The organism is Cellulosimicrobium composti, from assembly GCF_010287905.1.
Lineage (GTDB): Bacteria > Actinomycetota > Actinomycetes > Actinomycetales > Cellulomonadaceae > Cellulosimicrobium > Cellulosimicrobium composti.
In genome coordinates, this window is the sequence record NZ_JAAFAN010000013.1 from 31,315 (window position 1) to 56,739 (window position 25,425).

Genomic DNA, 25,425 nt, shown 5'->3' on the forward strand with positions numbered 1-25,425 from the left:
CGTCGCCGGGCGGACGCCCGCGGCGTCCTGACGGACCGACACGGGGAGTCCCGCATGACCACCACCACAGGCGACGGCGAGACGTACGACGCGGTCGTGATCGGGGCCGGGTACTCAGGGCTCGCGATGCTGCACCACCTGCGCGAGATCGGGCTGCGCGTGCTCGTGGTCGACGCCGCCGCCGGGATCGGTGGCACGTGGTGGGCCAACCGGTACCCCGGTGTGCGGACCGACTCCGAGTACCTCGCCTACGCGTTCTCGTTCTCCCGCGAGGTGCGCGAGGAGTGGGACTGGAGCGAGCGGTACCCGCGCGGCGGGGAGATCCGCGCGTACCTCGAGTTCGTCGCCGACCGGCTCGACCTGCGCCGCGACATCCGTCTCGGCACCCGCGTCGAGCGCGCCGACCACGACGGCGCGACGAACCGGTGGACCGTCACCCTCGACGACGGATCACGGCTGCACGCGACGTACCTCGTGTCCGCGACCGGGCTGCTGTCGCGGCCCGTGATCCCTCGCATCCCCGGGCTCGAGACGTTCGCCGGGCCGACGTACCACTCCGCGCGGTGGCCCCACGAGGGCGTGTCGCTCGCGGGCAAGCGGGTCGGCCTCGTCGGGGTCGGGGCGTCCGGCATCCAGATGCTGCCCGAGCTCGCCGCCGAGGCCGCGCACGTCACCGTCTTCCAGCGCACCCCCAACTACGTCCTGGAGACGACGAGCCCGCCCGTCACGCAGGACGAGCTCGCGGCGCTGCGCGCGCGCTACGACGAGGTCTTCGAGCGCGCGTGCCGCCACCCGTTCGGGGTGCCCATGGAGATCCCGACGCGGTCGGCGCTCGAGGTCGACGACGACGAGCGCCTCCGCGTGTTCGAGTCGCGCTGGGAGGCGGGCGGCTTCCGGTTCGCCAACGAGTGCTTCACCGACCTCGTCTCGAGCCCCGAGGCGAGCGCCCTCGCCTCCGAGTTCCTGCGCGGCAAGATCCGCGAGATCGTCGACGACCCCCGGACCGCCGAGCTCCTCAGCCCCACCACGTACACCTTCATGGGCAAGCGGCCGCCCACCGGCCACGGGTACTACGCCGCGTTCAACCGCGAGAACGTCGAGCTCGTCGACGTGCTCAGGACGCCGATCACGCGTGTCACGCCCCGCGGCGTCGTCGTCGGGGACGACGAGCACGAGCTCGACATGCTCGTCCTCGCCACCGGGTTCGATGCCATGACGGGTGCGCTCACGGCGTTCGACATCGTCGGGCGCGACGGCGTCACGCTGCGCGAGCGGTGGGAGCGCGACGGCCTGCGGACCTATCTCGGCATCTCCGTCCACGGGTTCCCCAACTTCTTCATGTCGCTCGGCCCCCAGACGCCGCTGTCCAACCTCACGGTCCCGGTGCAGCGCGGGGCGCAGTGGCTGCAGCGCGCGATCGCGTACGCGCGCGAGAACGACGTCGCCCAGCTGGAGGCGACGCGCGAGGCGGAGGAGTGGTGGCGCGCCGAGGTCGACCGCGCCGCCCGGGCCACCGTCATGTACGAGGAGGGCCGCAAGGCCGGCGCGTGGTTCCTCGGCGGCAACGTCCCGGGCAAGCGCCAGGAGATGGCGGTGTACCTCGGCGGCGGGCACGTCTACCAGGACGAGTGCGCGCGCGCCGAGGTCGAGCACTACGCCGGGCTCCGCCCGGGGTCGGGGCTGCCGTCGGCCCACGTGCCGGCCGCGGACGCCGCACCCGAGGCCGTGCGCCCGGCGGTCTGACCGCAGCACGACGAACGGCGCCCGACCGGCACGCGGTGCGTGCGGTCGGACGCCGTTCCCGGTCATCCTCGGCAGGGCCCTGGGGCCGACCGGTCAGATGTCGTAGTAGAGCTCGAACTCGTGCGGGTGCGGGCGCAGGCGGATCGGGTCGATCTCGTTGGTGCGCTTGTAGTCGATCCACGTCTGGATGAGGTCCGGCGTGAACACGTCGCCCTGCGTGAGGAACTCGTGGTCGGCCTCGAGCGCGTCCAGCGCCTCACCGAGCGAGGCGGGGACCTGCGCGATCTGCGCGTGCTCCTCCGGCGGCAGCTCGTAGAGGTCCTTGTCGATCGGCTCCGGCGGCTCGATGCGGTTCTTGATGCCGTCGATGCCGGCGAGCAGCATCGCGGCGAACGCGAGGTACGGGTTGCTCGACGGGTCCGGCACGCGGAACTCCACGCGCTTCGCCTTGGGCGACGAGCCCGTGACGGGGATGCGGATGCACGCGGAGCGGTTGCGCGCGGAGTAGACGAGGTTGACCGGGGCCTCGTAGCCCGGCACGAGGCGGTGGTACGAGTTCACCGACGGGTTGGTGAAGGCGAGCAGCGCCGGCGCGTGCTTGAGCAGACCGCCGATGTACCAGCGGGCGATGTCCGAGAGACCGCCGTAGCCCTTCTCGTCGAAGAACAGCGGCTCGCCGTCCTTCCAGAGGGACTGGTGCGAGTGCATGCCCGAGCCGTTGTCGCCGAAGATCGGCTTCGGCATGAACGTGACCGACTTGCCGGCCTCGAAGCCCACGTTGCGGATGACGTACTTGAACTTCATCAGGTCGTCGGCCGCGTGGAGCAGCGTGTTGAAGCGGTAGTTGATCTCCTGCTGGCCGGCGGTGCCCACCTCGTGGTGCGCGCGCTCGACGGACAGGCCCACCGTCTCGAGGGACGCGACCATGTCGTCGCGCAGGTCCGCGAAGCGGTCCGACGGGGAGACGGGGAAGTAGCCGCCCTTGTAGCGCGTCTTGTACGCGAGGTTGCCACCCTCCTCCTCGCGACCGGTGTTCCACGCCGCCTCGACCGAGTCGAGGTGGTAGAAGCTCGAGTGCTGGTTCGTCGCGAAGCGGGCCTCGTCGAAGACGTAGAACTCGGCCTCGGGCGCGAAGAACGCGGTGTCCGCGATGCCCGTCGAGCGCAGGTACGCCTCGGCCTTCGCCGCGATGTTGCGGGGGTCGCGCGAGTACGGCTCACCCGTGAACGGGTCGACGATGGAGAAGTTCACGACGAGCGTCTTGCGCTTGCGGAACGGGTCCACGAACGCGGTCTTGACGTCCGGCACGAGCTTCATGTCGGACTCGTGGATCGCCTGGAAGCCGCGGATCGACGAGCCGTCGAACATCAGGCCGTCCTCGAACGCCGACTCGTCGAACTGCGAGACGGGGATGTTGAAGTGCTGCATGATGCCGGGCAGGTCGCAGAACCGGACGTCGACGAACTCGACGCCCTCGTTCCGCGTGAAGGCGATTGCCTCCTCCGCGTTGTTGAACATCCGTTGCTCCTTGATCGGGTGGTGCCGTCGGGCTGCGCGGCGAACCTGCCGCTGTCGTGGCGCCCACGAACCTAGGCCGAGGCGGTTTCCCCGCCGTGTACCCATTGTTTCGGTCGTGTTACGTCCCGCGTCCCCGTGTGACGGTCGTGCTACGCGAGGGCGTGCGGCAGCCGTCGGCTGGCGGTGTGCCGTTCGGCACGATACCGCTGCCCGGACCGGGGCCGTCGGGGTCGTCCACCCCGCGACACGTACCCTTGTCCCGTGGTTTCACGCGAGGACATGGGTTCGTGGCTCGAGGGCGCCCCGGGCGGTCAGCAGGGCGGACGCGGCGCGAGGCTCGGCCTCCCGCCCGAGGGCCCGGGGTCGCTCGCGACGCTCGGGCGGCGCGTCGTCGCGCTGCTCGTGGACTGGGTGCTCGCCACCCTCGTCGCCTTCCTCTTCTTCCGTCCGGCCGTGCCGGGCTTCTTCGAGGGGATCTCCGCGCTGCCCGTGTGGGCGCAGCCGCTGGTCTTCGCGATCGAGAACGTCCTGCTCGTGAGCACGCTCGGCTTCACCGTCGGCCACCGGCTCATGGGCATGCGGGTGCGGCGGCTCGCCGAGCCCGCGCGCATGGTCGGCATCGGCCGCGGCGTGCTGCGCACGGTGCTCCTGTGCCTCGTCATCCCGGCCGTCGTGTGGGACTCCGACGGCCGCGGCCTGCACGACCGCGCCGCCGGGACGGTCCTCGTCCGCACCTGACCGTGGCGGCGTCGCCCGCAGACGACGACGCCCGGCCGGTGAGGGAAGACCTCGCCCGGCCGGGCGTCGTCGTGCGTGCGGTGCGGGTCAGCGACCCTTGAGGCCCTTGCGGTCGGGGCGGGCGCGCGTCGGGTCGATGCCCTTGGGGATCGGCAGGCGCGAGACGCCGAGCGCCCGCAGACGCTTGGACACCTCGGCCGTCTCCGGCTTGGTGAGCGTCGGCTTGAGCTTCTGCACCGTGCGCGGCAGCTTGGGCAGCGCGACCTGGCCCTCGTCGTCGCCCACCTGGATGAGCGTGATGGGCACGTTGGGCAGCACGCGCGCGACGCGCTTGCGCTCCGCCTCGAGCTGGCGCCTGGCGCGGTGCGCGGGGCCCTCGCTGACGAGCACGACGCCCGCGCGGCCGACCCCACGGAACACGAGGTCCTGCGTGCGCGGGTCGATCGCGACGGGCTCCTCGTCGAAGGTCCAGCCGCGACGGATCGTCCCGAGCGCGGCGCGTGACGCGCCCGGCTGGCCCTCGATCTGCTGGTACGCCGCACGCTCGGCGCGACGGGTCAGGACGAACATCGCGCCGAGCGCCGCGAACGGCAGGCCGACGATGAGCGTGTAGACCCACTGTCCCCACCACAGCCCGATCCCGAGGGCGACCACGAGGATCCCGACGAACACCGCGAGCATGACCCACGTGACCGCGGGGTCCTGCTTGCGCGTCATCTGGTACGCGGCCCACACCTGGTGGTACCAGCGCTGCTTCTTGGGCTTCTTCTGCTTCGCGACCTGCTCGCCGGCGGGCGCGCCGGTGCTGTCCGAGTTCTTGCGGGCCATGCCGATCAGTCTAGTGGGGCGCGCGGGCCAGCAGGCTCGCGGCCTCCTGGCGCGACGTCGTCGGCTCCGCGAGGTGCGCGAGCGCCTCGGGGATCTGCATGCCGCGACGCGTCATCGCCTGGCCCCACAGCCGGCCCGCGCGGTACGACGAGCGCACGAGGGGACCCGACATGACGCCCAGGAAGCCGATCTCCTCGGCCGCGTCGGAGAGCTCGACGAACTCCTCGGGCTTGACCCACCGGTCGACCGGGTGGTGGCGCAGCGACGGACGCAGGTACTGGGTGATGGTCACGAGGTCGCAGCCGGCGTCGTGCAGGTCCTGCAGCGCCTCCTTCGCCTCGTCCATCGTCTCGCCCATGCCGAGGATGATGTTCGACTTCGTGACGAGGCCGGCCTCGCGAGCCCGCGTGAGCACCGACAGCGAGCGCTCGTACCGGAAGCCGGGGCGGATCTGCTTGAAGATGCGCGGCACGGTCTCGAGGTTGTGCGCGAGCACCTCCGGGCGCGAGTCGTTCACCTCGTCGAGGAGCTCGGGGATGGCGTTGAAGTCCGGGATGAGCAGCTCGACGCCCGTGCCCGGGTTGAGCGCGTGGATCTGGCGGACCGTCTCCGCGTAGAGCCAGGCGCCGCCGTCGGGCAGGTCGTCGCGCGCGACGCCCGTGACGGTGGAGTAGCGCAGGCCCATCGCCTGGACGGACTCCGCGACGCGGCGCGGCTCGTCGGCGTCGAAGTCGGCCGGCTTGCCCGTGTCGATCTGGCAGAAGTCGCACCGCCGCGTGCACTGGTCGCCACCGATGAGGAACGTCGCCTCGCGGTCCTCCCAGCACTCGAAGATGTTGGGACAGCCCGCCTCCTCGCAGACCGTGTGCAGACCCTCGCGCTTCACGAGTCCCTTGAGCTCGGAGTACTCCGGGCCCATGGTCGCGCGAGTCTTGATCCACTCGGGCTTCTTCTCGATCGGCGTCGCGGCGTTGCGGGCCTCGACCCGCAGCATGCGCCGTCCTTCTGGTGCGATCGTCACGGGTGTCTCCCGGTCGTCGTGGCGAGTGAGAGCCGACGTCGCCGAGCAGGCGGGTGGGCGGCGCACGGTGGGTGCGCGCGCCCGGGTACGACGCCGGACTCCGGTCAGACTACGCGGTCGCGGTCGACCTGTGGACGTGACGTCAACGACACCCCGGTGACGACGAGCAGGGCCGCCGCGACGACGGGCAGGGCGAACGCGGCGGTCGTCGCGACCCCGTCCGCGAGGGCGCCGCCGCCCGACGCGCCCGTCGCGACGCCGACGACGTTCGCGCTCGCGACGAGCGTCATCGCCGCCGCGGTCCGCCCGGCGGGCGCGCGCTCGCCGGCGACCGTGAACACCGTGACCATGACCGGCCCGACGAACAGGCCCGTCGCGGCGACGGCGACGACGACCGCGGCGAGCGAGCCGCCGGCGGCCGCGAGCACGAGGGCGAGCGTCCCGGCGAGCAGCCCGGCGGCGAACGTGACCCAGCGGCCGCGCAGGCCCCAGCGGCGGGGGAGCGCGACGACGGCGAGCGCCGTCACGGCCGAGCCGACGCCCATCACGGCGTACACGAGGCCGGCGCTGCCGGGCACGCCCGCGTCGCGGGTCAGCGCGGTGAGCGCGGCCTGCGTCCCGCCGAAGAGCAGACCCATCGCGAGCATGCCGACGAGCGCGACGCCCTCGCGCCGCACGAGCGCCGCCGTGCCCACCCGGGGCGTCGCGGGCGCGGGCGTCGCGCCCACCGGTGCGTCCGTCGTCCCGGGTGCCGGCTCGGCGTCTGGCGCGTGCGGTGCGGCGGCACGCGCCGTGGGGTGGAGCGCGAACGCCGTGCCGAAGACAGCGATGCCGCCGGCGGCCGCGAGGACCGCGGCCTGGGGCGAGCCCGCGGACGCGAGCACGCCGACGAGCGCGGGGCCGAGCACGAAGCTCACCTCGTCCGCCGTGCTCTCGTAGCTCATCGCGGCGCCCACGGTCCGCGGCTCGGCGTGGGCGAGCCGCAGCCAGCGGACGCGCGCGAGCGGGCCGACCTGCGGGGCGCTCGCGCCGGGAGCCGAGGCCGCGAGCACGAGGCCGAGCACGGCGAGCGTCGCGAGGGGCACGCACACGAGCAGGACGCGACGCTGGCCGACGCGGTCGGCGAGGACGCCCTGGGCCGGGCCCCCGACCGCGGTCCCGAGCGCCGTCGCGGCCGACGCGAGCCCGCCCAGCGCGACGGACGACGTGGTCGACGTCACGAGCAGCAGCGTCCCGATCGTGAGCATCGAGAACGGGAGCCGGGCGAGGAAGGCGACCGGGAGGAACGCGCGCCCCGCGAGCTGCGGCAGGCGCGCGTAGCCGGCGCGGGCCGGGGCTGCGGGGAGAGGGGCCGCGGGCGGCGGCGGAAGGGGGGACGGCGCGGCGGCGCCGTCGCGCGACGCGGGGCGCGCGGGGGTGGTGGTCATGCGGTGCGGTCCTCGGGGTACGTCCTACCGCGCGCCGACCCACCCGTACTCCGGCGCGCGAACGTTCCCTGGTGCGACCAGCCTAGCCCGCGAGCGCGTCCTGCGGGGCGTCGGGGGCGGGCGCCGGGGCGGCGCTCGCGGCGAGCAGCGGAGCGAGCGCGTCCTCCAGGGCCGCCACGAGCAGCGGGGCGACCTCGGCGAGCGTGACGTCGCGCCCGAGCTCGGCCGTGAGGGACGTCACGTCGGCGTCCTCGATGCCGCACGGGACGATCCGGTCGAAGCGCGACAGGTCCGGGTCGCAGTTGAGCGCGAGCCCGTGCATCGTCACGCCGCGCGCGACGCGCACGCCGATCGCGCAGACCTTGCGCTCGCGGCGCGTCTCGTCCGCGGCGACCCACACGCCGCTGCGCCCCTCGACGCGCATCGTCGCGAGCCCGAGGCGCGCGCAGACGGCCATGACGGCCTCCTCGAGCGCGCGCACGTACGCGACGACGTCGACGGGCTCGACGAGCCGGACGATCGGGTAGACGACCTGCTGGCCGGGCCCGTGCCACGTGATCTTCCCGCCGCGGTCGACGTCGACGACGGGCGTGCCGTCGTCGGGCCGCTCGGAGCGGTTGGTCCGGCGCCCCGCGGTGTAGACGTCGGGGTGCTCGACGAGGATCAGGGTGTCGGGCCGAGCGGCCGAGACGACGTCGTCGTGCACCGTCCGCTGCAGCTCCCAGGCCGCGTGGTAGTCCGTGATCCCCGGCAGCGCGAGCAGGTCCATCCGGACAGGCTAGTCCTCGTCGTGGGGGGAGCGGGGCAGGGTCTCGAGAAGTGTGAGCAGCGCCTCGCGCAGCGCGGCGACCTGCTCGTCGCCGAGACCGCGCGTCGCGAGCTCCTCGGCGGGACGACGGCGCGCCGCGGCGAGCCCTGCCTCGCGCCCGTCCGTCGTGATCGCGACGAGGCGACGACGGCGGTCGGTCGGGTCGTCGGTGCGCGTCACGTACCCGGCGCGCTCGAGCCGCGCCACGATCCGGCTCATCGTCTGCTCGGTCACACCCGACTCGTCGGCGAGGGCGCGCTGCGACTGCGGCCCGCCGAGCAGGTGCATGAGCACGGGGAACCCGGCGTGGTTGAGGTCCCACCGGCCGAGGTGGGCGTTCCACTCCCGCTCGATCCGGCGCGCGACGGCGAACAGCAGGCGACCGGTCGCCCACTCCCGGGGGTCCGAGGGCGCGGGGTCGCCGACGTCCGGGCCGGCGTACGGCCCGGTGCTGTCGCTCGGTGAGTACTCCAACGTGCAAACCTCCCAGCACCATGGCACCATTCCTCAGCATGCTGAGCAATAGGACGAGCGGGTTCCTCCGCGGACTGGTCATTGTCGCAGTCATCGGTCTCTGGATGGCCATCGGCGCCCTGGGCGGCCAGGCGCAGGGCCGGCTGAGCAGCGTCCAGACCAACGACGCCGCGGCGTTCCTGCCCGCGAGCGCCGAGTCCACGCGGGCCGCGGAGGTCGCGCAGGAGTTCACGGACTCCGAGACCCTGCCGGCGCTCGTCGTCGCGACCTCCCAGGACGGTGGCGCGCTCACGCCCGACGACCTCGCCGCGCTCGACGCCTATGCGCAGGCCCTCCCCGGCGCCCCGCTCGAGGGCACGTCGGGCGACGAGCCCGCGACCGTGGGCGACGTCTCCGTCGCCGACCCCGTGCTCGTGCCGTCGGAGGACGGGGAGGCGGCGCTCGTCGTCGTGTCGCTCGACGCGTCCGTCGCGTCCGACCGGATCGGCGCCGACGAGGACAGCGTGAGCGAGCTCGCCGTCGGCGCGCTGCGCGACCTCGCCGCCGAGGGGTCGTCCGAAGGTGGTCTCGCGGACACCGCGCTCGACGTCCGGGTCACCGGGCCCGCCGGGTTCGTGGCCGACCTCGTCACCGCGTTCGGCGGGATCGACACCGTGCTCCTGCTCGTCGCGCTCGGCGCGGTGCTCGTCATCCTGGCGGTCGTCTACCGCTCGCCGATCCTGCCGTTCATCGTCATCCTCACGGCCGTGCTCGCGCTCACCCTCGCCGGCCTCGTCGTCTACGAGCTCGCCGCGGCGGACGTGCTGACGCTCAACGGGCAGTCCCAGGGCATCCTGTCGATCCTCGTCGTCGGGGCCGCGGTCGACTACTCGTTGCTCGTGGTGGCGCGCTACCGCGAGGAGCTGCGCCTCGTCCGGTCGACGACCACGGCGCTGCGCCGCGCCGTGCGGGCCTCGGTCGAGCCGGTCGCCGCGAGCGCGGGCACGGTCATCGCGGGCCTGCTCTGCCTGCTCCTGTCCGACCTGTCGTCCAACCGCAGCCTCGGGCCCGTCGCGGCGATCGGCATCGGCGCCGCGTTCGTCGCGGCGCTCACGCTCCTGCCCGCGCTCCTGCTCGTCGCCGGGCAGCGGTCCCGCGCACTGTTCTGGCCGCGCATGCCCCGGTACGACGGCGACCACGCCGCGCACGACGACGCGGCCACCGCCGCGACGCCCGAGAGCGAGAACAGCGTGAGCATCGAGGGTCACGGCGTGTGGTCGCGCGTCGCGAGCTTCGTCGGCCGGCACGACCGTCGCGTGTGGATCGCGACGGCCGTCGTGCTCGCCGCGTGCGCCGCGTTCGTCCCGACGCTCGACGCCGACGGGACGGGCGACTCGGAGGTCTTCCTCGCGGACGTCGACTCCGTCGCGGGCGAGGAGGCGCTCACCGCTCACTTCGAGGGCGTGTCCGCGCAGCCCGCCACCGTGATCGCGCCCGAGGCGGACCTCGACGCGGTCGTGGCGGCCGCCGAGGGCACCGACGGCGTCGCGGCCGCGACGCCCGTCATCGACCAGCCCGCGGTCGCGCCCGGAGCGCCCGCCCAGGGCGACCCGCTCGTCGTCGACGGGCAGGTGCGGGTCGACGTCACGACCGACGCGCCGTCGGACAGCCAGGAGGCGGTGGAGACCGTCTCCGCGCTCCGCGACGCCGTGCACGACGTGTCGCCCGACGCGCTGGTCGGCGGCGCGGCCGCCGAGCGGCTCGACACGCAGCTCGCCGGGCAGCGCGACCTGCGGGTGATCGTGCCCGTCGTGCTCGTCGTGATCCTGCTGATCCTCGTCCTGCTCCTGCGGTCCGTGCTCGCGCCGGTGCTGCTCATGCTCGCGAACGTGCTGTCGTTCGGGGCCGCGCTGGGCGTCGCCGCGCTCGTGTTCAACCACGTGCTCGACTTCCCGGGCGCCGACCCGGCCGTGCCGCTCTACGCCTTCTGCTTCCTCGTCGCGCTCGGGGTCGACTACTCGATCTTCCTCATGACGCGCGTGCGGGAGGAGAGCCTGCGGGTCGGGACGCGCCGGGGCGTGCTGCGGGGTCTTGCGGTCACGGGGTCCGTCATCACGTCGGCGGGCGTCGTGCTGGCCGCGACGTTCGCCGCGCTGGGCATCATCCCGCTGCTGTTCCTCGCGCAGCTCGCCTTCATCGTGGCGTTCGGCGTCCTCGTCGACACGCTCGTCGTGCGGTCGCTGCTCGTGCCCGCCCTCGTGCACGACGTCGGGCGGCGCGCGTGGTGGCCGAGCGCGCTCGGTCGGCTCGACCGCGGGCCGGGAGCCCCCGATCAGCCCGCGGGGAGCGGCTCGGCCGGGCAGTCCTCGAGCACCCGCGCCATCGCCTCCGACTCCGACGGGGTGACCGCGAGCTCGTAGGCGGTCTTCACCGCGATCTGGCGCGCGACGTACGGGCAGCGGAAGGCGTGGTTCGGGGGGAGCCACGCCGACGCGTCCCGCGCCCCCTTGGACTGGTTGGCCGGGCCGTCGGACGCGAGCAGGTTGAGCGGGTCGTTCGCGAACTGCCGACGCGTCTCGTCGTCCCAGGTCCGGGCGCCCTTGCGCCATGCGTCGAGCAGCGGGACGACGTGGTCGATCTGGACGGCCATGCTCGTCGCGTTGCCCCGGCGGAAGTCGATCGTCTCGCCGGTGTACGGGTCCTGGAAGGTCCCGGTGCGCACCTCGCACACGTCGCCGCGCGTCGAGTACGTGATGTCGGTGAGGTCGCGCGTGAGGATGTCGTTGCGCGTGTCGCACCCGTTGCCGTCGACGTCCGCCCACGCGGGCCCGAACAGCGCGCGCTCGTAGCCGGTGTCGGGGCCCGGGCCCTTGACCTCCAGCCGGGAGAGCGCCTCGAGCGCGCTGCCGGGGGAGGGGTCGGGCGCGTCGTCCGCGGCGACCGACTGCTGGTTGACGACGTTCGCGACGACGATCGCGAACGCGAGCGCGATGAGGACGTAGCGCAGGACACTCCGACGAGGGACTCGGCGGCTCGTGGTGCTCAAGGGACGACCTTCCCGAAACCGATTCTCGGCCCGACCCGTGCGAGACGGTACGCAGCGATCCATACCGGACCAACGCCGACATTCTGCCAGGTCCGAGAGAGTGCTCCGACCACGTCGCGGAGCCTCCCGGCGCCGGCGCGACGCGCGGCTAGATTGGTCGCCATGGACAGCGCCGCACGCACGCTCAGGGTCGGGATCGTCGGGTACGGGGGAGCGGGGCGCGGGATCCACGCGCGCCTCGTGCGCGAGGCCGGGCACGAGGTCACGGCCGTCGTGGTCCGCTCGCCCGAGCGCCGCGAGGCCGCCGTCGAGGACTGGCCCGGCGCGGGTCTCCACGACGACCTCGCGGGCCTCGTCGCCGACCGCGACGCGTACGACGTCGTCGTGGTCGCGAGCCCGTCCGCCCTGCACGCCGACCACACGACCACGCTCGCGCGCGCGGGCGTGCCCGTCGTCGTGGACAAGCCGCTCGCGCTCGGCGCGGCGGAGGCCCGCGCGGTCGTCGCGGCGGCCGAGGAGGCGGGCACGCCGCTCACGGTGTTCCAGAACCGCCGCTGGGACCCCGAGCAGCTCACGCTGGAGGCCGTGCTGGAGCGCGGCGACCTCGGTCGCGTGCACACGTTCGAGCGGCGCTGGGAGCGCTGGCGCCCGGTGCCGCAGCAGCGCTGGAAGGAGAACGACCCCGTCGGCGGCGGCCTCCTCCTCGACCTGGGGCCGCACCTCGTGGACTCGGCGACCCAGCTCTTCGGGCGCGTCACGCGGGTCGGCGCGGAGCTGCGCTCGCACACGACCCCGACCGAGGACGACGTCTTCCTCGTGCTCCACCACGCCCCGGACGCCGACGGGCACACGGTCGTGAGCCGGCTGTGGGCCGGCTCCGTCGTCGGCGCGCCCGGCCCTCGGACGCGCGTGCTCGGGACGGCCGGCGCGTACGTCGTCACGACGTTCGAGAACGACGCCTCGCCGTTCGAGGTGTTCGACGACGTCGCCCCCGCGGGCACGCTCGGCTGGCTGACCCACGGGCGCGAGCGCGAGCCCGTGCCGCAGGCTCCGGGCGGCCACGCGGACTTCTACCGCGCGGTCGCGGCGTGGCTCCTCGACGGGGGCCCGGTCCCCGTGGACCCGCACGACGCCGTCCGGACCGCCGAGGTGCTCGACGCCGCCCGCCGCAGCGCGCGCGAGGGTCGCCTGCTCGACGTCTGACCCGATCCGTCCTGTGGACGACGGCTCGCACGCCCCCGGCGCACGGTGAGATGGGGGCATGCCGTCGCCGCACCCCCGCCGTCCCCGACCACCCGTGGAGCCCGCCGACGTCGTCCCGGTGCTCGTGGCGTCCGGGTGGACGCCGCGCCGCGAGCCCGGAGCGCCCGGGGGCGTCGTGGCGACCGACGCGACGGGTGCGGTGTGCGAGGTCGCACGCGTCGAGGTCCCGGCCGAGCCCGGTGCGCGCGCCGCGCTCGTCGAGCACCTGGACGCGCTGTCGCAGGACCACGAGCACCTCGCGGGCGTGCGGGGCGTGCTCCAGGCCGGGGAGTCGTCGCTCGTGGTGCTCGTCGACCACGTCGACGGACTGCCGCTCGACGAGCTCGCGGGCGCGCGCGAGCCGTTCCGTGCGGCCGAGGCCGTCACCGTCCTCGTGCCCGTCGCGCAGGGGCTCGCCGCGCTGCACCGCGACGCGCGCGTGCACGGCGGCCTCGACGCCGCGTGCGTGCGCGTGACCCCGGCCGGTCGTGCCGTCCTGCGGCCACCGCTGGCGCCCGCGACCGGCACGAGCGCCGACGACGTGCGCGACCTCGCGCGTCTCGTGCTCGGTCTCGTGCCGCCGCCCGCGTCGAGCCACCCGTCCTACGCCGGGCCGGAGGACCCGGCCGAGGCGCGCGACCTCGCCGCCCTGCACGCCGAGCTCGCGGCCGCGCTGCGCGAGGACCCCGAGGCCCGGCCCGCCGCCGGGACGTTCGCGGCGCGCTGCTACGACGCCGTCGAGCCGCGACCCGTGACGATGCCCGAGGCCGCTCGCCTCGTGGCGGGCGCCCTGGGCGCGCGCCGCGACCCGGGTGCGCGTCGGGCCGACGCCGCCGCCCCCGCGACGCGCCGGGCGCGGCGGGTGGCGAGACCGGCGAGGCCGGGACGACGGATGCGCACCGGGCGGCGAGTGGCCGCCACGGCGCCGGCCCCCGGTCGTCGCGCCACGGCGCCGCGGCCGTCGACCGCGCGGGCCGTGGGGACGAGCGTCGCGATCGTCGTCGGGGCGGCGGTCCTCGTGGCCGTCCTCGCGGTCCTCGGCCCGGGGCGCGCGACCCCGGGCGCCGCGGACGCGGAGACGCCCACCGCCGTGGCGGGACTGTCGCACGACGGGGCGACGCGCGACCCCGCGGACCCTCTCGGCGCTGCCCGGGTGCTCACGGAGCGCCGGCTGGCCCTGCTCGCGGACGGGACCGGGGACCTCGCGTCGATCGTCGTCGCCGGATCGCCCGCGCACGAGCAGGACGAGGCGCTGCTCGCCGAGCTGGCCGGGGTCGACGTGCTCGACGCGCGCGCGGAGGTCTTCGACGCGCGTCCCGTCGGGTCGTGGTCGTCACCCGCGGCCGACGCGGACGGCGGCCCGGCGGACGCGACGGTCGAGGTCGACTACGCGGTCGGGGCGCACCGGCAGCGCACGCCGGACGGCGAGATCCAGGTCCCCGCGACCCCGCGCACCACGGTCGTGCTCGTGCTGCGCTGGACCGACGACGGGTGGCGGGTCGTCGAGGTGCGCTGAGCCGCGACGAGCGGGCTCGGGCCCGAGCGGCCCACGGTGTCAGAGGCCCTCGGCGACCCAGCGTGCGGCGTCGGCGACGTGTGGCTCGGACCACGTGAAGCCGCTCGCCTCGAGGACCGTCGGCAAGGCGCGCTGGGAGCCGAGGATGTCGGACGCGAGCTCGCCCAGCACGACGCGCAGCGCCACCGAGGGAACCGCGACGACCGCCGGGCGGTGCAGCGCGCGGGCGAGCGCGCGCGTCACCTCGGCGTTCGTCGCGGGGTGGGGGGAGCAGAGATTCACCGCGCCGTGCACGGGTGCCGTGAGCAGGTGCCGCAGGGCGTCGACCTGGTCGCGCAGCGTGATCCAGCTCCAGTACTGCGTGCCGGGCCCGAGCCGGCCACCGACGCCGAGCCGCAGCAGCGGCAGGAGCCGTCCGAGCGCGCCGCCCTCGGGGGACAGGACGATCCCGGTGCGGGCGTGGACGACGCGCACGCCGGCCTGCTCCGCGGGCGCCGTCGCCGCCTCCCACTCGCGGACCAGCCGGGCGAGGAAGCCGTCGCCGGACGCCGACGTCTCCGTGAGCACCTGCGCGCCGCGGTCGCCGTAGTAGCCGATCGCCGAGCCCTGGACCCACACGGGTGGCGGCGCGTCGAGGCTCGCGAGCGTCCGCGCGAGGAGTCCCGTCGTGCGCGTCCGGGAGGTGAGGAGCGTGCGCTTGTACGCGGCGGTCCAGCGGTGGTCGCCGATCCCCGCGCCCGCGAGGTTGACCACGGCGTCCGCCCCGTCGAGCGCCGCGGGGTCCAGGGCTCCCGCGTCCGGGTCCCACTCGTGCTCGTCCGAGGTCTGCGGGGCGCGCCGCACGAGGCGTCGCACGTGGTGCCCGTCCTCGCGCAGGCGTTCGAGCAGCTCGGAGCCGATGAGCCCGTGCGAGCCCGCCACGACGATGTCCATGGGCTCACGCTACGGGTCCGCGGCCCGTGCCGACAGCCGCGGACGCCGGCCACGCGCAGCCCGGGCAGGACGCACGAGAGGCCCCGACCGCGACGGTCGGGGCCTCTCGGGACGCGTCAGGGAGCGACGGGCGTCAGAGACCGACCTCGGCCTCGAACGCGCCCTCCTCGATGCGGTTCTTGATCGCGGTGAGGAAGCGCGCGGCGTCCGCACCGTCGACCAGGCGGTGGTCGTAGGACAGGAAGATGAAGCACGTCGAGCGGATGCCGATCGTGTCGTTCCCGTCCGCGTCCGTGACGACGACCGGCCGCTTCGTGATCGTGCCCGTGCCGAGGATCGCGACCTGGCCGACCGGGACGATCGGCGTGTCGAAGACCGCGCCGCCCGAGCCCGTGTTGGTGATCGTGAACGTCGCGCCCGCGAGCTCGTCGGGGCCGACCTTGTTGGCGCGCGTGCGCGCACCGAGGTCCGCGATCTTGCGCGCGATGCCGGCGAGGTTGAGGTCGCCCGCGTCCTTGATGACCGGCACGACGAGGCCGCGCTCGGTGTCGACCGCGATGCCGACGTTCTCCTGGCCGTGGTAGGTGATCTCGTCCTCGGCGAACGTCGCGTTGATCTTCGGGTAGGCCTTGAGCGCCTCGACCGCGGCGAGCGTGAAGAACGGCAGGAACGTGAGGTTCGCGCCCTCGCGCGCCTTGAAGTCGGCCTTGGCACGGTTGCGCAGCGCGGCGACGCGCGTGACGTCCACCTCGACGGCCGTGGTGAGCTGGGCCTGGGTGCTCAGCGCCTCGACCATGCGGCTGGCGACGAGCTTGCGCAGGCGGCTCGTCTTCTCGGTCGTGCCGCGCAGCGGCGAGACCGCGGGGACGGTCGCCTTCTTCGGGGCACCGCCGGCGGCGGGGGCTGCGGCGGCCGGGGCGGCCTTGGCCTCCTCCGCCTTGCGGGCGGCCTCGAGCACGTCCTCCTTGCGGATGCGCCCGCCGACGCCGGTGCCCGTGACGGTCGACAGGTCGACGCCCTTGTCCGCGGCGAGCTTGCGCACGAGCGGCGTGAGGTAGGTGCCGCCGGACTTCGTCGCCGGGGCGGGCGTCGCGCCGGGGGCGGACGGCGCCGCGGCGGGGGCGCTCGTGGCCGGCGCGGGGGTCTCCTCCTGCGCGGCCTGCGCGGGGACGGCCGCCTCGCTCGCCGGGGTGCGCGCCTCGGTCGGGGCCGGCTCCTCCTGCTTCGGGGCCTCCTGCTGGGGCGCCTCCTGCTGGGGCGCCTCCTGCTTCGGCGCCTCCTGCTTCGGGGCCTCCTGCTTCGGGGCCTCCGGTGCGGGCTGCGCCGCCGGGGCGGCACCCGAGCCGACGACCGCGAGCACGGTGCCGACCTCGACCGTCTCGTCCTCCTGGACGAGGATCTGCTGGACGGTGCCCGCGACGGGCGACGGGACCTCGGTGTCGACCTTGTCGGTCGAGACCTCGAGCAGCGGCTCGTCGACCTCGACCGTGTCGCCGACGGACTTGAGCCACCGCGTCACGGTGCCCTCGGTGACGGACTCGCCGAGCGCCGGGAGCTTGATCTCCTCGCCGCCGGACGACTCGCCCGAGGGCGCGGGCTGCTCGGCCGGGGCGGGCTGCTCGGCGGCCGGCTCCTCCTGGGCGGCGGGCTGCGCGGGCTCGGGCTCGGCCTGCGGGGCCGGAGCCTCGGCCTCGGCGGGCGCCGGCGCGGAGCCGCCACCCCCGGAGCCGTCGCCGATCACGGCGAGGTCGGCGCCGACCTCCACGGTCTCGTCCTCCTGGACGAGGATCTGCTCGAGCACGCCCGCGACGGGCGACGGGATCTCGGTGTCGACCTTGTCGGTCGAGACCTCGAGCAGCGGCTCGTCGACGGCGACGGTGTCGCCGACCGACTTGAGCCAACGGGTGACGGTGCCTTCGGTGACGGACTCGCCGAGGGCCGGCATCTGCACGTTCTCAGACATGACCTGCCTGGTCTCCTTCGATCGTTGGGGTCAGTTGTGGGCGTGCAGAGGCTTGCCGGCCAGTGCCAGGTGCGCCTCTCCGAGTGCCTCGTTCTGGGTGGGGTGGGCGTGGACCAGGGCGGCGACGTCCTCCGGGTACGCCTCCCAGCCCACGATGAGCTGTCCTTCGCCGACGAGCTCGCCGACGCGTGCGCCGACCATGTGCACGCCGACGACGGGCCCGTCCTTGCGGCGCACGAGCTTCACGAAGCCGCTCGTCGCGAGGATCTTGCTCTTGCCGTTGCCGGCGAGGTTGTACTCGAGGGTCTCGACCTGGTCGGCGCCCCACGTCTCGGCCGCCGCGGCCTCGGTCACGCCCACGGACGCGATCTCGGGCTCGCTGTAGGTGACGCGGGGGATCGACGACTCCACGACCGGCGTCGGGTCGAGACCCGCGATCTGCTCCGCGAGGAAGATGCCCTGCGCGAAGCCGCGGTGGGCGAGCTGGAGGCCGGGGACGATGTCGCCCGCGGCCCAGACGTTGCCGACCCCCGTGTGCAGGCGCTCGTCGACGACGACGAACCCGCGGTCGAGCGTGATGCCCTGCTCCTCGTACCCGAGGTCGGCCGTGCGCGGGCCGCGCCCGACGGCCACGAGCAGCAGCTCGGCGTCGAACGTCGTGCCGGACTCGAGCGTGACGGTCACTCCGGAGTCGGTCTCCTTGACGCCGGCGAACCGGTCGCCGAGCGAGAACGCGATGCCGCGCTTGCGGAACGCCCTCTCGAGCGCCTTCGACAGCGCCTCGTCCTCGTTGGGCACGAGGTGGGGCAGCGCCTCGACGATCTGCACGTCGGCGCCGAACGACCGCCACACGCTCGCGAACTCGACGCCGATCACGCCGCCGCCGAGCACCACGACGGACTTCGGCACGCGGTCGAGCTGCAGCGCCTGGTCGGAGGTGATGACGCGGCCGCCGATCTCGAGGCCGGGCAGCGAGCGCGAGTACGAGCCCGTGGCGAGCACGACGTGGCGGCCGGTGTAGCGGGTCCCGTCGACCTCGACGGTGTCCTGCGACACGAGGCGGCCGTGCCCCTGCACGAACGTGATGCCGCGCGACGAGACGAGGCCCTGCAGCCCCTTGTACAGGCCCGCGACGACGCCGTCCTTGTAGGAGTTGACGCCCGCCATGTCGATGCCCTCGAACGTGCTGCGGACGCCGAACCGCGCGCCCTCGCGGGCGCCGTCGGCCAGCTCGGCCGCGTGCAGGAGGGCCTTGGTGGGGATGCACCCGTTGTGCAGGCAGGTGCCGCCGAGCTTGCCCGACTCGACGAGCGCGACGTCGAGGCCGAGCTGGGCGGCACGCAGCGCCGTGGCGTAGCCGGCGCTGCCTCCGCCCAGGACGACGACGTCGAATGGTGTGCCGGGTTCGGCCACGTGCGACTCCTTCAGCGAGGGGAGATCGGGGGCGGACGTCACGGCACGTCGACGGGCCGGACGGGGATCCGCTGACCCACGGTGCGTGAACGTTCTCCGGGTGCCATCTTGGCACCTCGACCACGGCCACCCCAATCGAAACCCGGGCGTCGCGGCTGTGACGATGGAGACAGCGACGCCCACCGTATGACCAGGGTCACGCTGTACCCTGCCGCTGTGCCCCGGCTGCCCAGGCTGTCCAGCCTGTTCTCCCGACGCCCCGCGACGACCTCGACCGCGACGGGCGTCGCGCCCGCGTCGTCCGATGCGCGCCGCGCGACGCTCGCCCACCTCCAGGACTTCGTGCGCACGCGCGTCGGGGTCGAGGCGTACGTCGAGCCGCCGACGCCGGACACGGGCGCGACGCTCCTGCTCATCGCGACGACGGGCGAGTGGACGCGCCGGCGCGTCCCGGACGAGCGGACGGCGTTCGACGTCGCCGGCTCGCTCGGCGTGCCGGTCTACAACGTGCGCTTCACGGGCTACCCGCAGCGGATGCGGGACTGGAACTCGCGCCAGCGCCGGCGCTGAGCACCGCCACCTCGACGGGGCCGAGCAGGCGGTCCCGGTCCGTCCGGGCGACCGGACGCACCAGGACCACCCGCTCGCCGCGGGGTCAGCGCTGCGCGCGGCCCTCGACGAGTCCGAGGAGCGTGCGCACGGCGACGCCCGTCCCGCCGACCGGGGTGTACCCGTGGGCCGAGCCCTCGTTGAACGCGGGGCCCGCGATGTCCAGGTGCGCCCAGGGCGTCTCGCCGACGAACTCCTGGAGGAACAGGCCGGCGACGAGCATCCCGCCGAACCGGTCCCCGATGTTGGCGAGGTCCGCGACCTTCGACTTCAGCGACGCGCCGAGCTCCTCGGGCAGCGGCATCGGCCAGAACTGCTCGCCCGCGGCCTCGGCCGCCGCGACGACCTCCGCGCGCACGTCGTCGGCGCCCATGACCGCGGAGACGCGGTTGCCGAGCGCGATCATCTGGGCGCCGGTGAGCGTCGCGACGTCGAGCACGACGTCGGGCTTCTCCTCGACCGCGGCGACGAGGCCGTCGGCCATCACGAGGCGGCCCTCGGCGTCGGTGTTGAGCACCTCGACGGTCTTGCCGCCGCGGATCGTGATGACGTCGGACGGGCGCTGCGCGCTGCCCGACGGCATGTTCTCGGCGAGGCAGAGCCACCCCGTGACCGCGACCGGCAGGCCGAGGCGTGCGGCGGCCACGACCGTCTGGAGCACCGCGGCGGCGCCGGCCATGTCGGACTTCATCGCCTCCATGCCCTTGGCGGGCTTGATGGAGATGCCGCCCGAGTCGAACGTGATGCCCTTGCCGACGAGCGCGACCTTCGCGGCCGGGCGCGACGGCGCGTAGGCCACCTTGACGAGCCGCGGCCCGCGCGCGGAGCCCTGGCCCACGCCGACGAGCCCGCCGTAGCCGCCCGCGACGAGCGCCTTGTCGTCGAGCACCGTGACCTTGAGGCCCTTGGCGCCCGCGTCCTTGACGGCCTGCTTGGCGACGTCGGCGAACGCGGCGGGGTAGAGGTCGTTCGGCGCGGCGTTGACGAGGTCGCGCGTCGCGTTGACGGCCTCGGCGACGACCTTCGCGCGCTCGACGGCCGCCTTGGCCGCGGAGCTTCGCGCGCCGGCCGCGAGGATCTCGACGGTCGCGGGCGGGCGGCTCGCGTCGGACGCCGCGGCCTCTCCCGTGCGGTAGCGGGAGAACGCGTAGGCGCCGAGCAGCGCGCCCTCGGCGACCGCGCCGAGCTCGGCCTCGTCGTCGACCGGGAGCGCGACGGCGACCGACGTCGTCCCCGCGAGCGCGCGCAGGGCCGCCCCGGCGGCACGGCGCAGCGCCTCGGTGCTGAAGGTGCCGTCCGCGCGGCGGGCGCCGAGACCCACGAGGACGAGCACGCCGGCCTTGAGGTCGGGACCGGCGGGGACCTTGCGCACCTCGTCGGCGGCGCCCGTGACGCCGAGCGCGGGGGCGACGTCCTCGAGGGCCGCGACCACCGGTCGGGGCAGGTCGCCCCCGACGATCGCGACGCCGTCGGACGTCGTGTGGGTGCCGACGACGAGAGCGTCGACCTTGGCACCGGCGGGACTCTTGCTGGAGACGGTCAGTTCAGCCACACCCGCGATGCTATCCCTGCGCGCACGGCCCCTCGCCCGAGGGGTCGGGACGGGTGGACCGATTCCTCGGCGGCCGTCCGCCCCCGGTACGCTCGGCGCGTGGTCCTTCCCCTCGTGCTGCTCGTGGTCGCGGCGTGCGCCGTGCTCGCGGGCTGGGCGCTCGTGTTCGTCGTCCGCGACCGTGCGGTGATCCTGCGCCAGCTGTGGGGCGCCGCCGTGATCGAGGCGCTGGTCCTCGTGCAGGCCGTCGTGCTGGGCGTCCTCGGCGCGACCGGCACCGCCCCGAGCGACCCGGTGCTCCTGTGGGGCTACCTCGTGACCACGCTCGTCATCCTGCCCGTCGCCGCGCTGTGGGCGTTCGCCGAGCGCTCGCGCTGGAGCTCGGTCGTGCTCGTCGTCGCGGCGCTCACGGTCGCGTTCCTCGAGGTGCGCATGTGGCAGATCTGGAACGCCTGACCTGGAGGTCCTCGCCATGAGCGCACCCGCCGCCCCGGACGGCACCGGTCCGTCCGCGTCACCCGCGCCGGGCGGCGGGCCGGGCCGGACGCGCCGCACCAACGCCGGCTTCGGCCGGTTCCTCGTCGCGGTGTACGGCGTCTTCGCGCTCGCCGCCACGGCGCGCGCCGCGGTGCAGATCCTGCGCGACTGGGACGAGGCGCCGCTCGCGTACGCGCTGTCCGGTCTCGCGGCCGTGGTGTACGTCGTCGCGACGGTCGCGCTCGCCCGGGACGGCCGCGTCGGGCGCGCGGTCGCGTGGGCCGCGGTGGGCGTCGAGCTCGTCGGCGTCCTCACCGTCGGGGCGTTCTCGCTCGCCGACCCCGAGGCGTTCCCGCGCGCGACCGTGTGGTCCGGGTTCGGCCAGGGCTACGGCTACGTCCCGCTCGTGCTGCCGTTCGTGGGCGTCTGGTGGCTCTGGCGCACCCGGCCGCGCCCCGGCGCGGGCACCCCCGTCACGACCCGCCCCGCCGACGCCCCGGAGGACGCCGCATGACTCGCAGCCGCCCGTTCCTCTACGGCCTGCTCTTCGACGCCGTCTTCCGGCGGATGGACCCCGAGCGCGCGCACCACGTCGCGTTCGACCTCATCGGCGCCCTCGGCCGCGTGCCCGTGCTGCGCGACGTCGTGCAGGGCGCGCTCGCGCCCTACCTGGGCCGCCGGGCGGGCGGTCGCGGCAGCGTCGAGGTGCTCGGCAAGGTCTTCCCCGCGCCGTTCGGGCTCGCGGGCGGCTTCGACAAGGACGCGCGCGCCGTGCGCGGGCTCACGGCCCTCGGGTTCGCGTTCGTCGAGATCGGGACGGTCACCGCGCACGCGCAGCCCGGCAACGAGAAGCCGCGCCTGTGGCGCGAGCTCGACGTGAGCGGCGTGCGCAACCGCATGGGCTTCAACAACGAGGGCGCGCAGGCGGCGGCGCGCCGGCTCGCGGCGCTGCGGTCGACCCGGTCGGGCCGCGCGGTGCTGGTGGGCGCGAACATCGGCAAGACGAAGGTCACGCCCGCGGAGGAGGCGGCCGCGGACTACGCGACGAGCGCGGGACTCCTCGCGCCGTACGCCGACTACCTCGTGGTCAACGTCTCCTCGCCCAACACGCCCGGCCTGCGCGACCTCCAGGAGGTCGAGTCCCTGCGCCCGATCCTCGTCGCCGTGCGCGAGGCGGCGGACGCCGCGACCGCGCGTGCGGGCGTCGTGCGCGTCCCGCTGCTCGTCAAGATCGCGCCCGACCTCGCCGACGAGGACGTCGACGCCGTCGCCGACCTTGTCGACGAGCTCGACCTCGACGGGGTCGTCGCGGTGAACACGACGATCGGTCACGACCGGGGGCCGGGCGGGCTGTCCGGCCCGCCCGTCCGTGCCCGGGGGCTCTCCGTCGTGGCGCGCCTGCGCGAGCGCCTCGGCGCGGACCGGGCGATCATCGGCGTCGGGGGCGTCACGACCGCGCACGACGCCCGCGACTACCTGCACGCGGGGGCCGACCTCGTCCAGGGGTACACCGGCTTCCTCTACCAGGGGCCGTTCTGGGCCGCGCGCATCAACCGCTCGCTCGTGCGTCACCCCGAGCCGGGCGAGCACGTGCGGGGCGCCGAGGCGAGGGAGGCACGATGATCCGGCCGCAGTGGGTCTGGGAGCTCGACGACGCCGAGGGCCGCGCGCTCGCGACGCCCGTGAGCCCGGTCTTCACCACGCAGTACGACGCCGAGCAGTGGCTCGGCGAGACGTGGCGGTCGCTCGCCGCCGAGGGCGCGGCGGCCGCGCGACTCCTGCACGACGGCACCCAGGCGACCGCGACGGTGGAGCTGCGCGTCCCCTGACGCCCGTCAGCCCGTCACGCGCGCCCACGCCGCGACGAGCCGTGGCACCGCGTGCTCGAGCTCGTCGGGCGGCCGCGAGAACGTCAGGCGCAGCCGGTCGGCCGCGCTCCCGTCGGGCGTGAACGTCGGCCCGGCGTTGACGAGGACGCCCTCGGCGGCCGCCGCCGCGGCGAACGCCTGCGCGACGGGGGCGCCGACGTCGACCCACAGCGACAGCCCGCCCTCCGGCACGTGGACGCGCCAGTCGGGCAGCGCGGCACCGAGCAGCCCGCACAGCAGGTCGCGCTGCGCCCGCAGCATCCGGCGCCGCTCCGCGAGCACGGACGGCGCGTCGTCGAGCAGCTCGACGACGGTGAGCTGCTCGAGGACGGCGGTCGCGATGTCCGCCGACTGCCTCGTGCGGGCGAGGCGCGCGACGAGGTCGGGGTGGGCGCGGACCCAGCCGACGCGCAGCCCTCCCCAGAACGACTTGGACGCCGAGCCGACCGTGACGACGTACGGCGAGGTGCCGTCGCCCGCGAGCGGCTCGGCGACGGGCCCGGCGGCGTCCGGGTCGCCGTCGAGGTCGAGGTCCGTGAGGGTCTCGTCGCCGACGACGGTCACGCGGTGGCGCTGCGCGGCGTCGCGCACGCCGGCCCGCTCCGCGGCCGAGAGCGTGTACGCCGTGGGGTTGTGGAAGTCCGGGACGAGGTAGACGAGGCGCGGCGAGACCTGGCGGAGCGTCGAGCCGTAGAGGTCGACGTCGAATCCCGGGGCGTCCTGGTCGCGGCCCGTGCGCGCGTCGCGGTCGCGGCGGCCGACGGGCACGGGCACGAGCCGTGCCCCGGCGCGCCGCAGCGCCTCCATGGCGTGGTAGTACGTCGGGGACTGCACGACGGCGCGGTCGCCCGCCCCGAGGAGCGTCGTCGCGAGCGTCGTGATGGCGTGCTGCGCGCCCGTCGTCACGAGGATCTCGTCGGGCGTCGTGGGTGTGCCGCGCCGCGTTTGGTGGTCGGCGAGCGCCTCGCGCAGGGCCGCGACGCCGTACGGCTCGTACCCGCCGCCGGCGAGGTGCTCGGGGAGGCGCTCGAGCGCGCGCGAGTACGCGGCGTGCAGGCCGCTGGGGGCGGCGGAGGTCGCCTGGGAGAGGTCCGCGAGGTCGATCGGTGCGGCGTGCGGCGCGGGCGCGGGAGGCGCGTCGCCGCCGGGGGCCCGGTGCGCCGCCCGGGGTCGGGAGGGGCGGGGGAGCACGACGACGGTGCCCGAGCCGGTGCGCGACCGGGCGAAGCCGAGCTCGCGCAGGCGCCCGTAGGCCGCGGCCGTCGTCGTGCGCGAGACACCGAGCGCGGCCGCGAGGTCACGCTCGGACGGCAGGCGCGTGTGCGGTGCGAGCGTGCCGGCGAGCACGGCGGCGCGCAGCGCGTCGGCGAGCGCGACGTACGCGCGACCGCCGGCGTGCCAGCGGCCGAGCAGCCGGGCCGCGGCGGCGGGGGAGAGGTGCCGGTGGACGTCGACCGTCCCGGAGGGGGCGAGGCTCATGGGGCCACTCTCTCGTGATTGGCTATGGATGTCGATGCCACTTGGTCGCCAGGATGGCACGCATGACTCCCGTCCGCCGCGTGACCCAGCTCCTCCTCGGCCTCCTCGCGTACGCGCTGTCGATGGCGATGCTGCTCCACGCGGGCCAGGGCGGCATGCCGTGGGACGTCCTGCACCAGGGCGTCGTGCGCCGCACCGGCCTGCCGTTCGGGGTCGTCGTCGGCTCGCTCAGCGTGCTCGCGCTCCTCGCGTGGATCCCGCTGCGCCAGCGCCTCGGCGTCGGGACCGTCGCCAACGTCGTGGTCATCACCCTGACGATCGACCCCGCGATCGCGCTCGTCGAGCGCGCCGTGCCGGACCCGGGCGTCGCGGCGAGCGTCGCGCTCGCGCTCGGCGGGATCGTGCTCAACGGCGTCGCGACGGCTGCGTACCTCGGCGTGCGCCTCGGGCCCGGCCCGCGCGACGGCCTCATGACGGGGCTCGTGGCCCGCACCGGGTGGTCGGTGCGGCTCGTGCGCACGCTGATCGAGGTCGTCGTCGTGGCCGTGGGCTGGGCGCTCGGCGGGACCCCCGGCTGGGCCACGGTCGCCTACGCGTTCGGCGTCGGACCGGTCGTCCAGCTCACCGCGCGCTGGTTCGCACCGCGCGGGCTCGTCGCCGCGCCGCGCGCCCGCGCGAGCGCCGCGGACGCCGCACCGCCGGACGCGCCGGTGGCTGCGGCCGCAGGCCCCCGGCCGAGCGAGGGAGGCATGCCCGCACCCGGCCGGTGAGGAGACGACGACGGCCCCGGC

The 25,425-nt window shown here is 75.0% G+C and carries 23 protein-coding genes; 11 read left to right on the forward strand and 12 right to left on the reverse strand.

The features are described 5' to 3' along the window. The first annotated feature begins 54 nt into the window (after positions 1 to 54). Positions 55 to 1,743, forward strand: coding sequence for a flavin-containing monooxygenase (locus GYH36_RS05815; RefSeq protein ID WP_162289367.1), 1,689 nt, complete (start codon positions 55 to 57; stop codon positions 1,741 to 1,743). Between the two features lie 93 nt (positions 1,744 to 1,836). On the opposite strand, the gene glnA is transcribed toward GYH36_RS05815, so the two are convergent. After that, complete coding sequence (gene glnA, locus GYH36_RS05820) at positions 1,837 to 3,261, reverse strand: type I glutamate--ammonia ligase (RefSeq protein ID WP_024841747.1); 1,425 nt, start codon at positions 3,259 to 3,261, stop codon at positions 1,837 to 1,839. 261 nt (positions 3,262 to 3,522) lie between these two features. On the opposite strand from glnA, the gene GYH36_RS05825 reads away from it, so the two are divergent. Beyond that, the gene (locus GYH36_RS05825; RefSeq protein WP_162289368.1) at positions 3,523 to 3,999 is read left to right on the forward strand and encodes an RDD family protein; all 477 of its coding nucleotides are present in this window, start codon (positions 3,523 to 3,525) and stop codon (positions 3,997 to 3,999) included. A gap of 87 nt (positions 4,000 to 4,086) precedes the next feature. Here GYH36_RS05825 and GYH36_RS05830 read toward each other — a convergent pair whose 3' ends face one another. From GYH36_RS05830 to GYH36_RS05850, 5 genes are all read right to left on the reverse strand, one after another. After that, positions 4,087 to 4,827 (reverse strand): DUF4191 domain-containing protein, encoded by a 741-nt coding sequence (locus GYH36_RS05830; RefSeq protein ID WP_162289369.1) that lies wholly within the window; start codon positions 4,825 to 4,827, stop codon positions 4,087 to 4,089. 10 nt (positions 4,828 to 4,837) lie between these two features. After that, positions 4,838 to 5,848 (reverse strand): lipoyl synthase, encoded by a 1,011-nt coding sequence (lipA, locus tag GYH36_RS05835; RefSeq protein ID WP_162289370.1) that lies wholly within the window; start codon positions 5,846 to 5,848, stop codon positions 4,838 to 4,840. A 104-nt stretch (positions 5,849 to 5,952) separates the two neighbouring features. Beyond that, positions 5,953 to 7,275, reverse strand: coding sequence for an MFS transporter (locus GYH36_RS05840; protein WP_162289371.1), 1,323 nt, complete (start codon positions 7,273 to 7,275; stop codon positions 5,953 to 5,955). Between the two features lie 82 nt (positions 7,276 to 7,357). Then, on the reverse strand, positions 7,358 to 8,044 hold the full coding sequence (gene lipB, locus GYH36_RS05845) for a lipoyl(octanoyl) transferase LipB (RefSeq protein WP_024841752.1): 687 nt from the start codon (positions 8,042 to 8,044) through the stop codon (positions 7,358 to 7,360). 9 nt (positions 8,045 to 8,053) lie between these two features. After that, positions 8,054 to 8,557, reverse strand: coding sequence for a MarR family winged helix-turn-helix transcriptional regulator (locus GYH36_RS05850; protein ID WP_024841753.1), 504 nt, complete (start codon positions 8,555 to 8,557; stop codon positions 8,054 to 8,056). 104 nt (positions 8,558 to 8,661) lie between these two features. Between GYH36_RS05850 and GYH36_RS05855 the strand changes: the two genes are divergently transcribed. Continuing rightward, positions 8,662 to 10,956, forward strand: a complete 2,295-nt coding sequence (locus GYH36_RS05855) for an MMPL family transporter (protein ID WP_246209225.1) — start codon at positions 8,662 to 8,664, stop codon at positions 10,954 to 10,956. On the opposite strand, the gene GYH36_RS05860 is transcribed toward GYH36_RS05855, so the two are convergent. Then, on the reverse strand, positions 10,869 to 11,582 hold the full coding sequence (locus GYH36_RS05860) for an HNH endonuclease family protein (RefSeq protein ID WP_024841755.1): 714 nt from the start codon (positions 11,580 to 11,582) through the stop codon (positions 10,869 to 10,871). The two genes, GYH36_RS05855 and GYH36_RS05860, sit on opposite strands and share 88 nt — an antisense overlap. Positions 11,583 to 11,744: 162 nt before the next feature. On the opposite strand from GYH36_RS05860, the gene GYH36_RS05865 reads away from it, so the two are divergent. Further along, positions 11,745 to 12,785: a Gfo/Idh/MocA family protein gene (locus GYH36_RS05865; RefSeq protein ID WP_155099419.1), complete on the forward strand. Its 1,041-nt coding sequence runs from the start codon at positions 11,745 to 11,747 to the stop codon at positions 12,783 to 12,785. Positions 12,786 to 12,879: 94 nt separating this feature from the next. Further along, positions 12,880 to 14,340: a hypothetical protein gene (locus tag GYH36_RS05870; protein WP_162289373.1), complete on the forward strand. Its 1,461-nt coding sequence runs from the start codon at positions 12,880 to 12,882 to the stop codon at positions 14,338 to 14,340. Between the two features lie 39 nt (positions 14,341 to 14,379). Here GYH36_RS05870 and GYH36_RS05875 read toward each other — a convergent pair whose 3' ends face one another. From GYH36_RS05875 to lpdA, 3 genes are all read right to left on the reverse strand, one after another. Next, positions 14,380 to 15,273, reverse strand: coding sequence for a TIGR01777 family oxidoreductase (locus GYH36_RS05875; protein ID WP_155099989.1), 894 nt, complete (start codon positions 15,271 to 15,273; stop codon positions 14,380 to 14,382). Positions 15,274 to 15,406: 133 nt separating this feature from the next. Further along, positions 15,407 to 17,236 (reverse strand): 2-oxoglutarate dehydrogenase, E2 component, dihydrolipoamide succinyltransferase, encoded by a 1,830-nt coding sequence (gene sucB / locus GYH36_RS05880; RefSeq protein ID WP_162289374.1) that lies wholly within the window; start codon positions 17,234 to 17,236, stop codon positions 15,407 to 15,409. A gap of 30 nt (positions 17,237 to 17,266) precedes the next feature. After that, a complete protein-coding gene (gene lpdA, locus GYH36_RS05885) occupies positions 17,267 to 18,649 on the reverse strand; it encodes a dihydrolipoyl dehydrogenase (protein ID WP_024841760.1) in 1,383 nt (460 codons plus the stop codon). Between the two features lie 216 nt (positions 18,650 to 18,865). Here lpdA and GYH36_RS05890 point away from each other — a divergent pair, with 216 nt between their 5' ends. Next, entirely contained in the window at positions 18,866 to 19,219 is a 354-nt protein-coding gene (locus GYH36_RS05890; protein ID WP_034605179.1) for a hypothetical protein, read from the forward strand. An 85-nt stretch (positions 19,220 to 19,304) separates the two neighbouring features. Here GYH36_RS05890 and GYH36_RS05895 read toward each other — a convergent pair whose 3' ends face one another. Continuing rightward, positions 19,305 to 20,810 (reverse strand): leucyl aminopeptidase, encoded by a 1,506-nt coding sequence (locus GYH36_RS05895; protein WP_162289375.1) that lies wholly within the window; start codon positions 20,808 to 20,810, stop codon positions 19,305 to 19,307. A gap of 99 nt (positions 20,811 to 20,909) precedes the next feature. Between GYH36_RS05895 and GYH36_RS05900 the strand changes: the two genes are divergently transcribed. Genes GYH36_RS05900 through GYH36_RS05915 form a run of 4 tightly spaced genes read left to right on the forward strand, consistent with a single transcriptional unit; the run spans position 20,910 to position 23,116 of the window. Beyond that, on the forward strand, positions 20,910 to 21,266 hold the full coding sequence (locus GYH36_RS05900) for a hypothetical protein (RefSeq protein WP_024841763.1): 357 nt from the start codon (positions 20,910 to 20,912) through the stop codon (positions 21,264 to 21,266). 16 nt (positions 21,267 to 21,282) lie between these two features. Further along, positions 21,283 to 21,801: a hypothetical protein gene (locus GYH36_RS05905; RefSeq protein WP_162289376.1), complete on the forward strand. Its 519-nt coding sequence runs from the start codon at positions 21,283 to 21,285 to the stop codon at positions 21,799 to 21,801. Next, a complete protein-coding gene (locus tag GYH36_RS05910) occupies positions 21,798 to 22,910 on the forward strand; it encodes a quinone-dependent dihydroorotate dehydrogenase (RefSeq protein ID WP_024841765.1) in 1,113 nt (370 codons plus the stop codon). Before GYH36_RS05905 ends, GYH36_RS05910 begins: the two co-directional genes overlap by 4 nt. Continuing rightward, a complete protein-coding gene (locus GYH36_RS05915) occupies positions 22,907 to 23,116 on the forward strand; it encodes a hypothetical protein (RefSeq protein ID WP_034605180.1) in 210 nt (69 codons plus the stop codon). Before GYH36_RS05910 ends, GYH36_RS05915 begins: the two co-directional genes overlap by 4 nt. Positions 23,117 to 23,122: 6 nt before the next feature. Here the strand turns inward: GYH36_RS05915 and yczR are convergent, their stop codons facing one another. Then, the gene (gene yczR / locus GYH36_RS05920; protein WP_162289377.1) at positions 23,123 to 24,634 is read right to left on the reverse strand and encodes a MocR-like transcription factor YczR; all 1,512 of its coding nucleotides are present in this window, start codon (positions 24,632 to 24,634) and stop codon (positions 23,123 to 23,125) included. A 62-nt stretch (positions 24,635 to 24,696) separates the two neighbouring features. Here yczR and yczE point away from each other — a divergent pair, with 62 nt between their 5' ends. Next, the gene (gene yczE / locus GYH36_RS05925) at positions 24,697 to 25,404 is read left to right on the forward strand and encodes a membrane protein YczE (RefSeq protein ID WP_246209226.1); all 708 of its coding nucleotides are present in this window, start codon (positions 24,697 to 24,699) and stop codon (positions 25,402 to 25,404) included. Positions 25,405 to 25,425 lie beyond the last annotated feature (21 nt).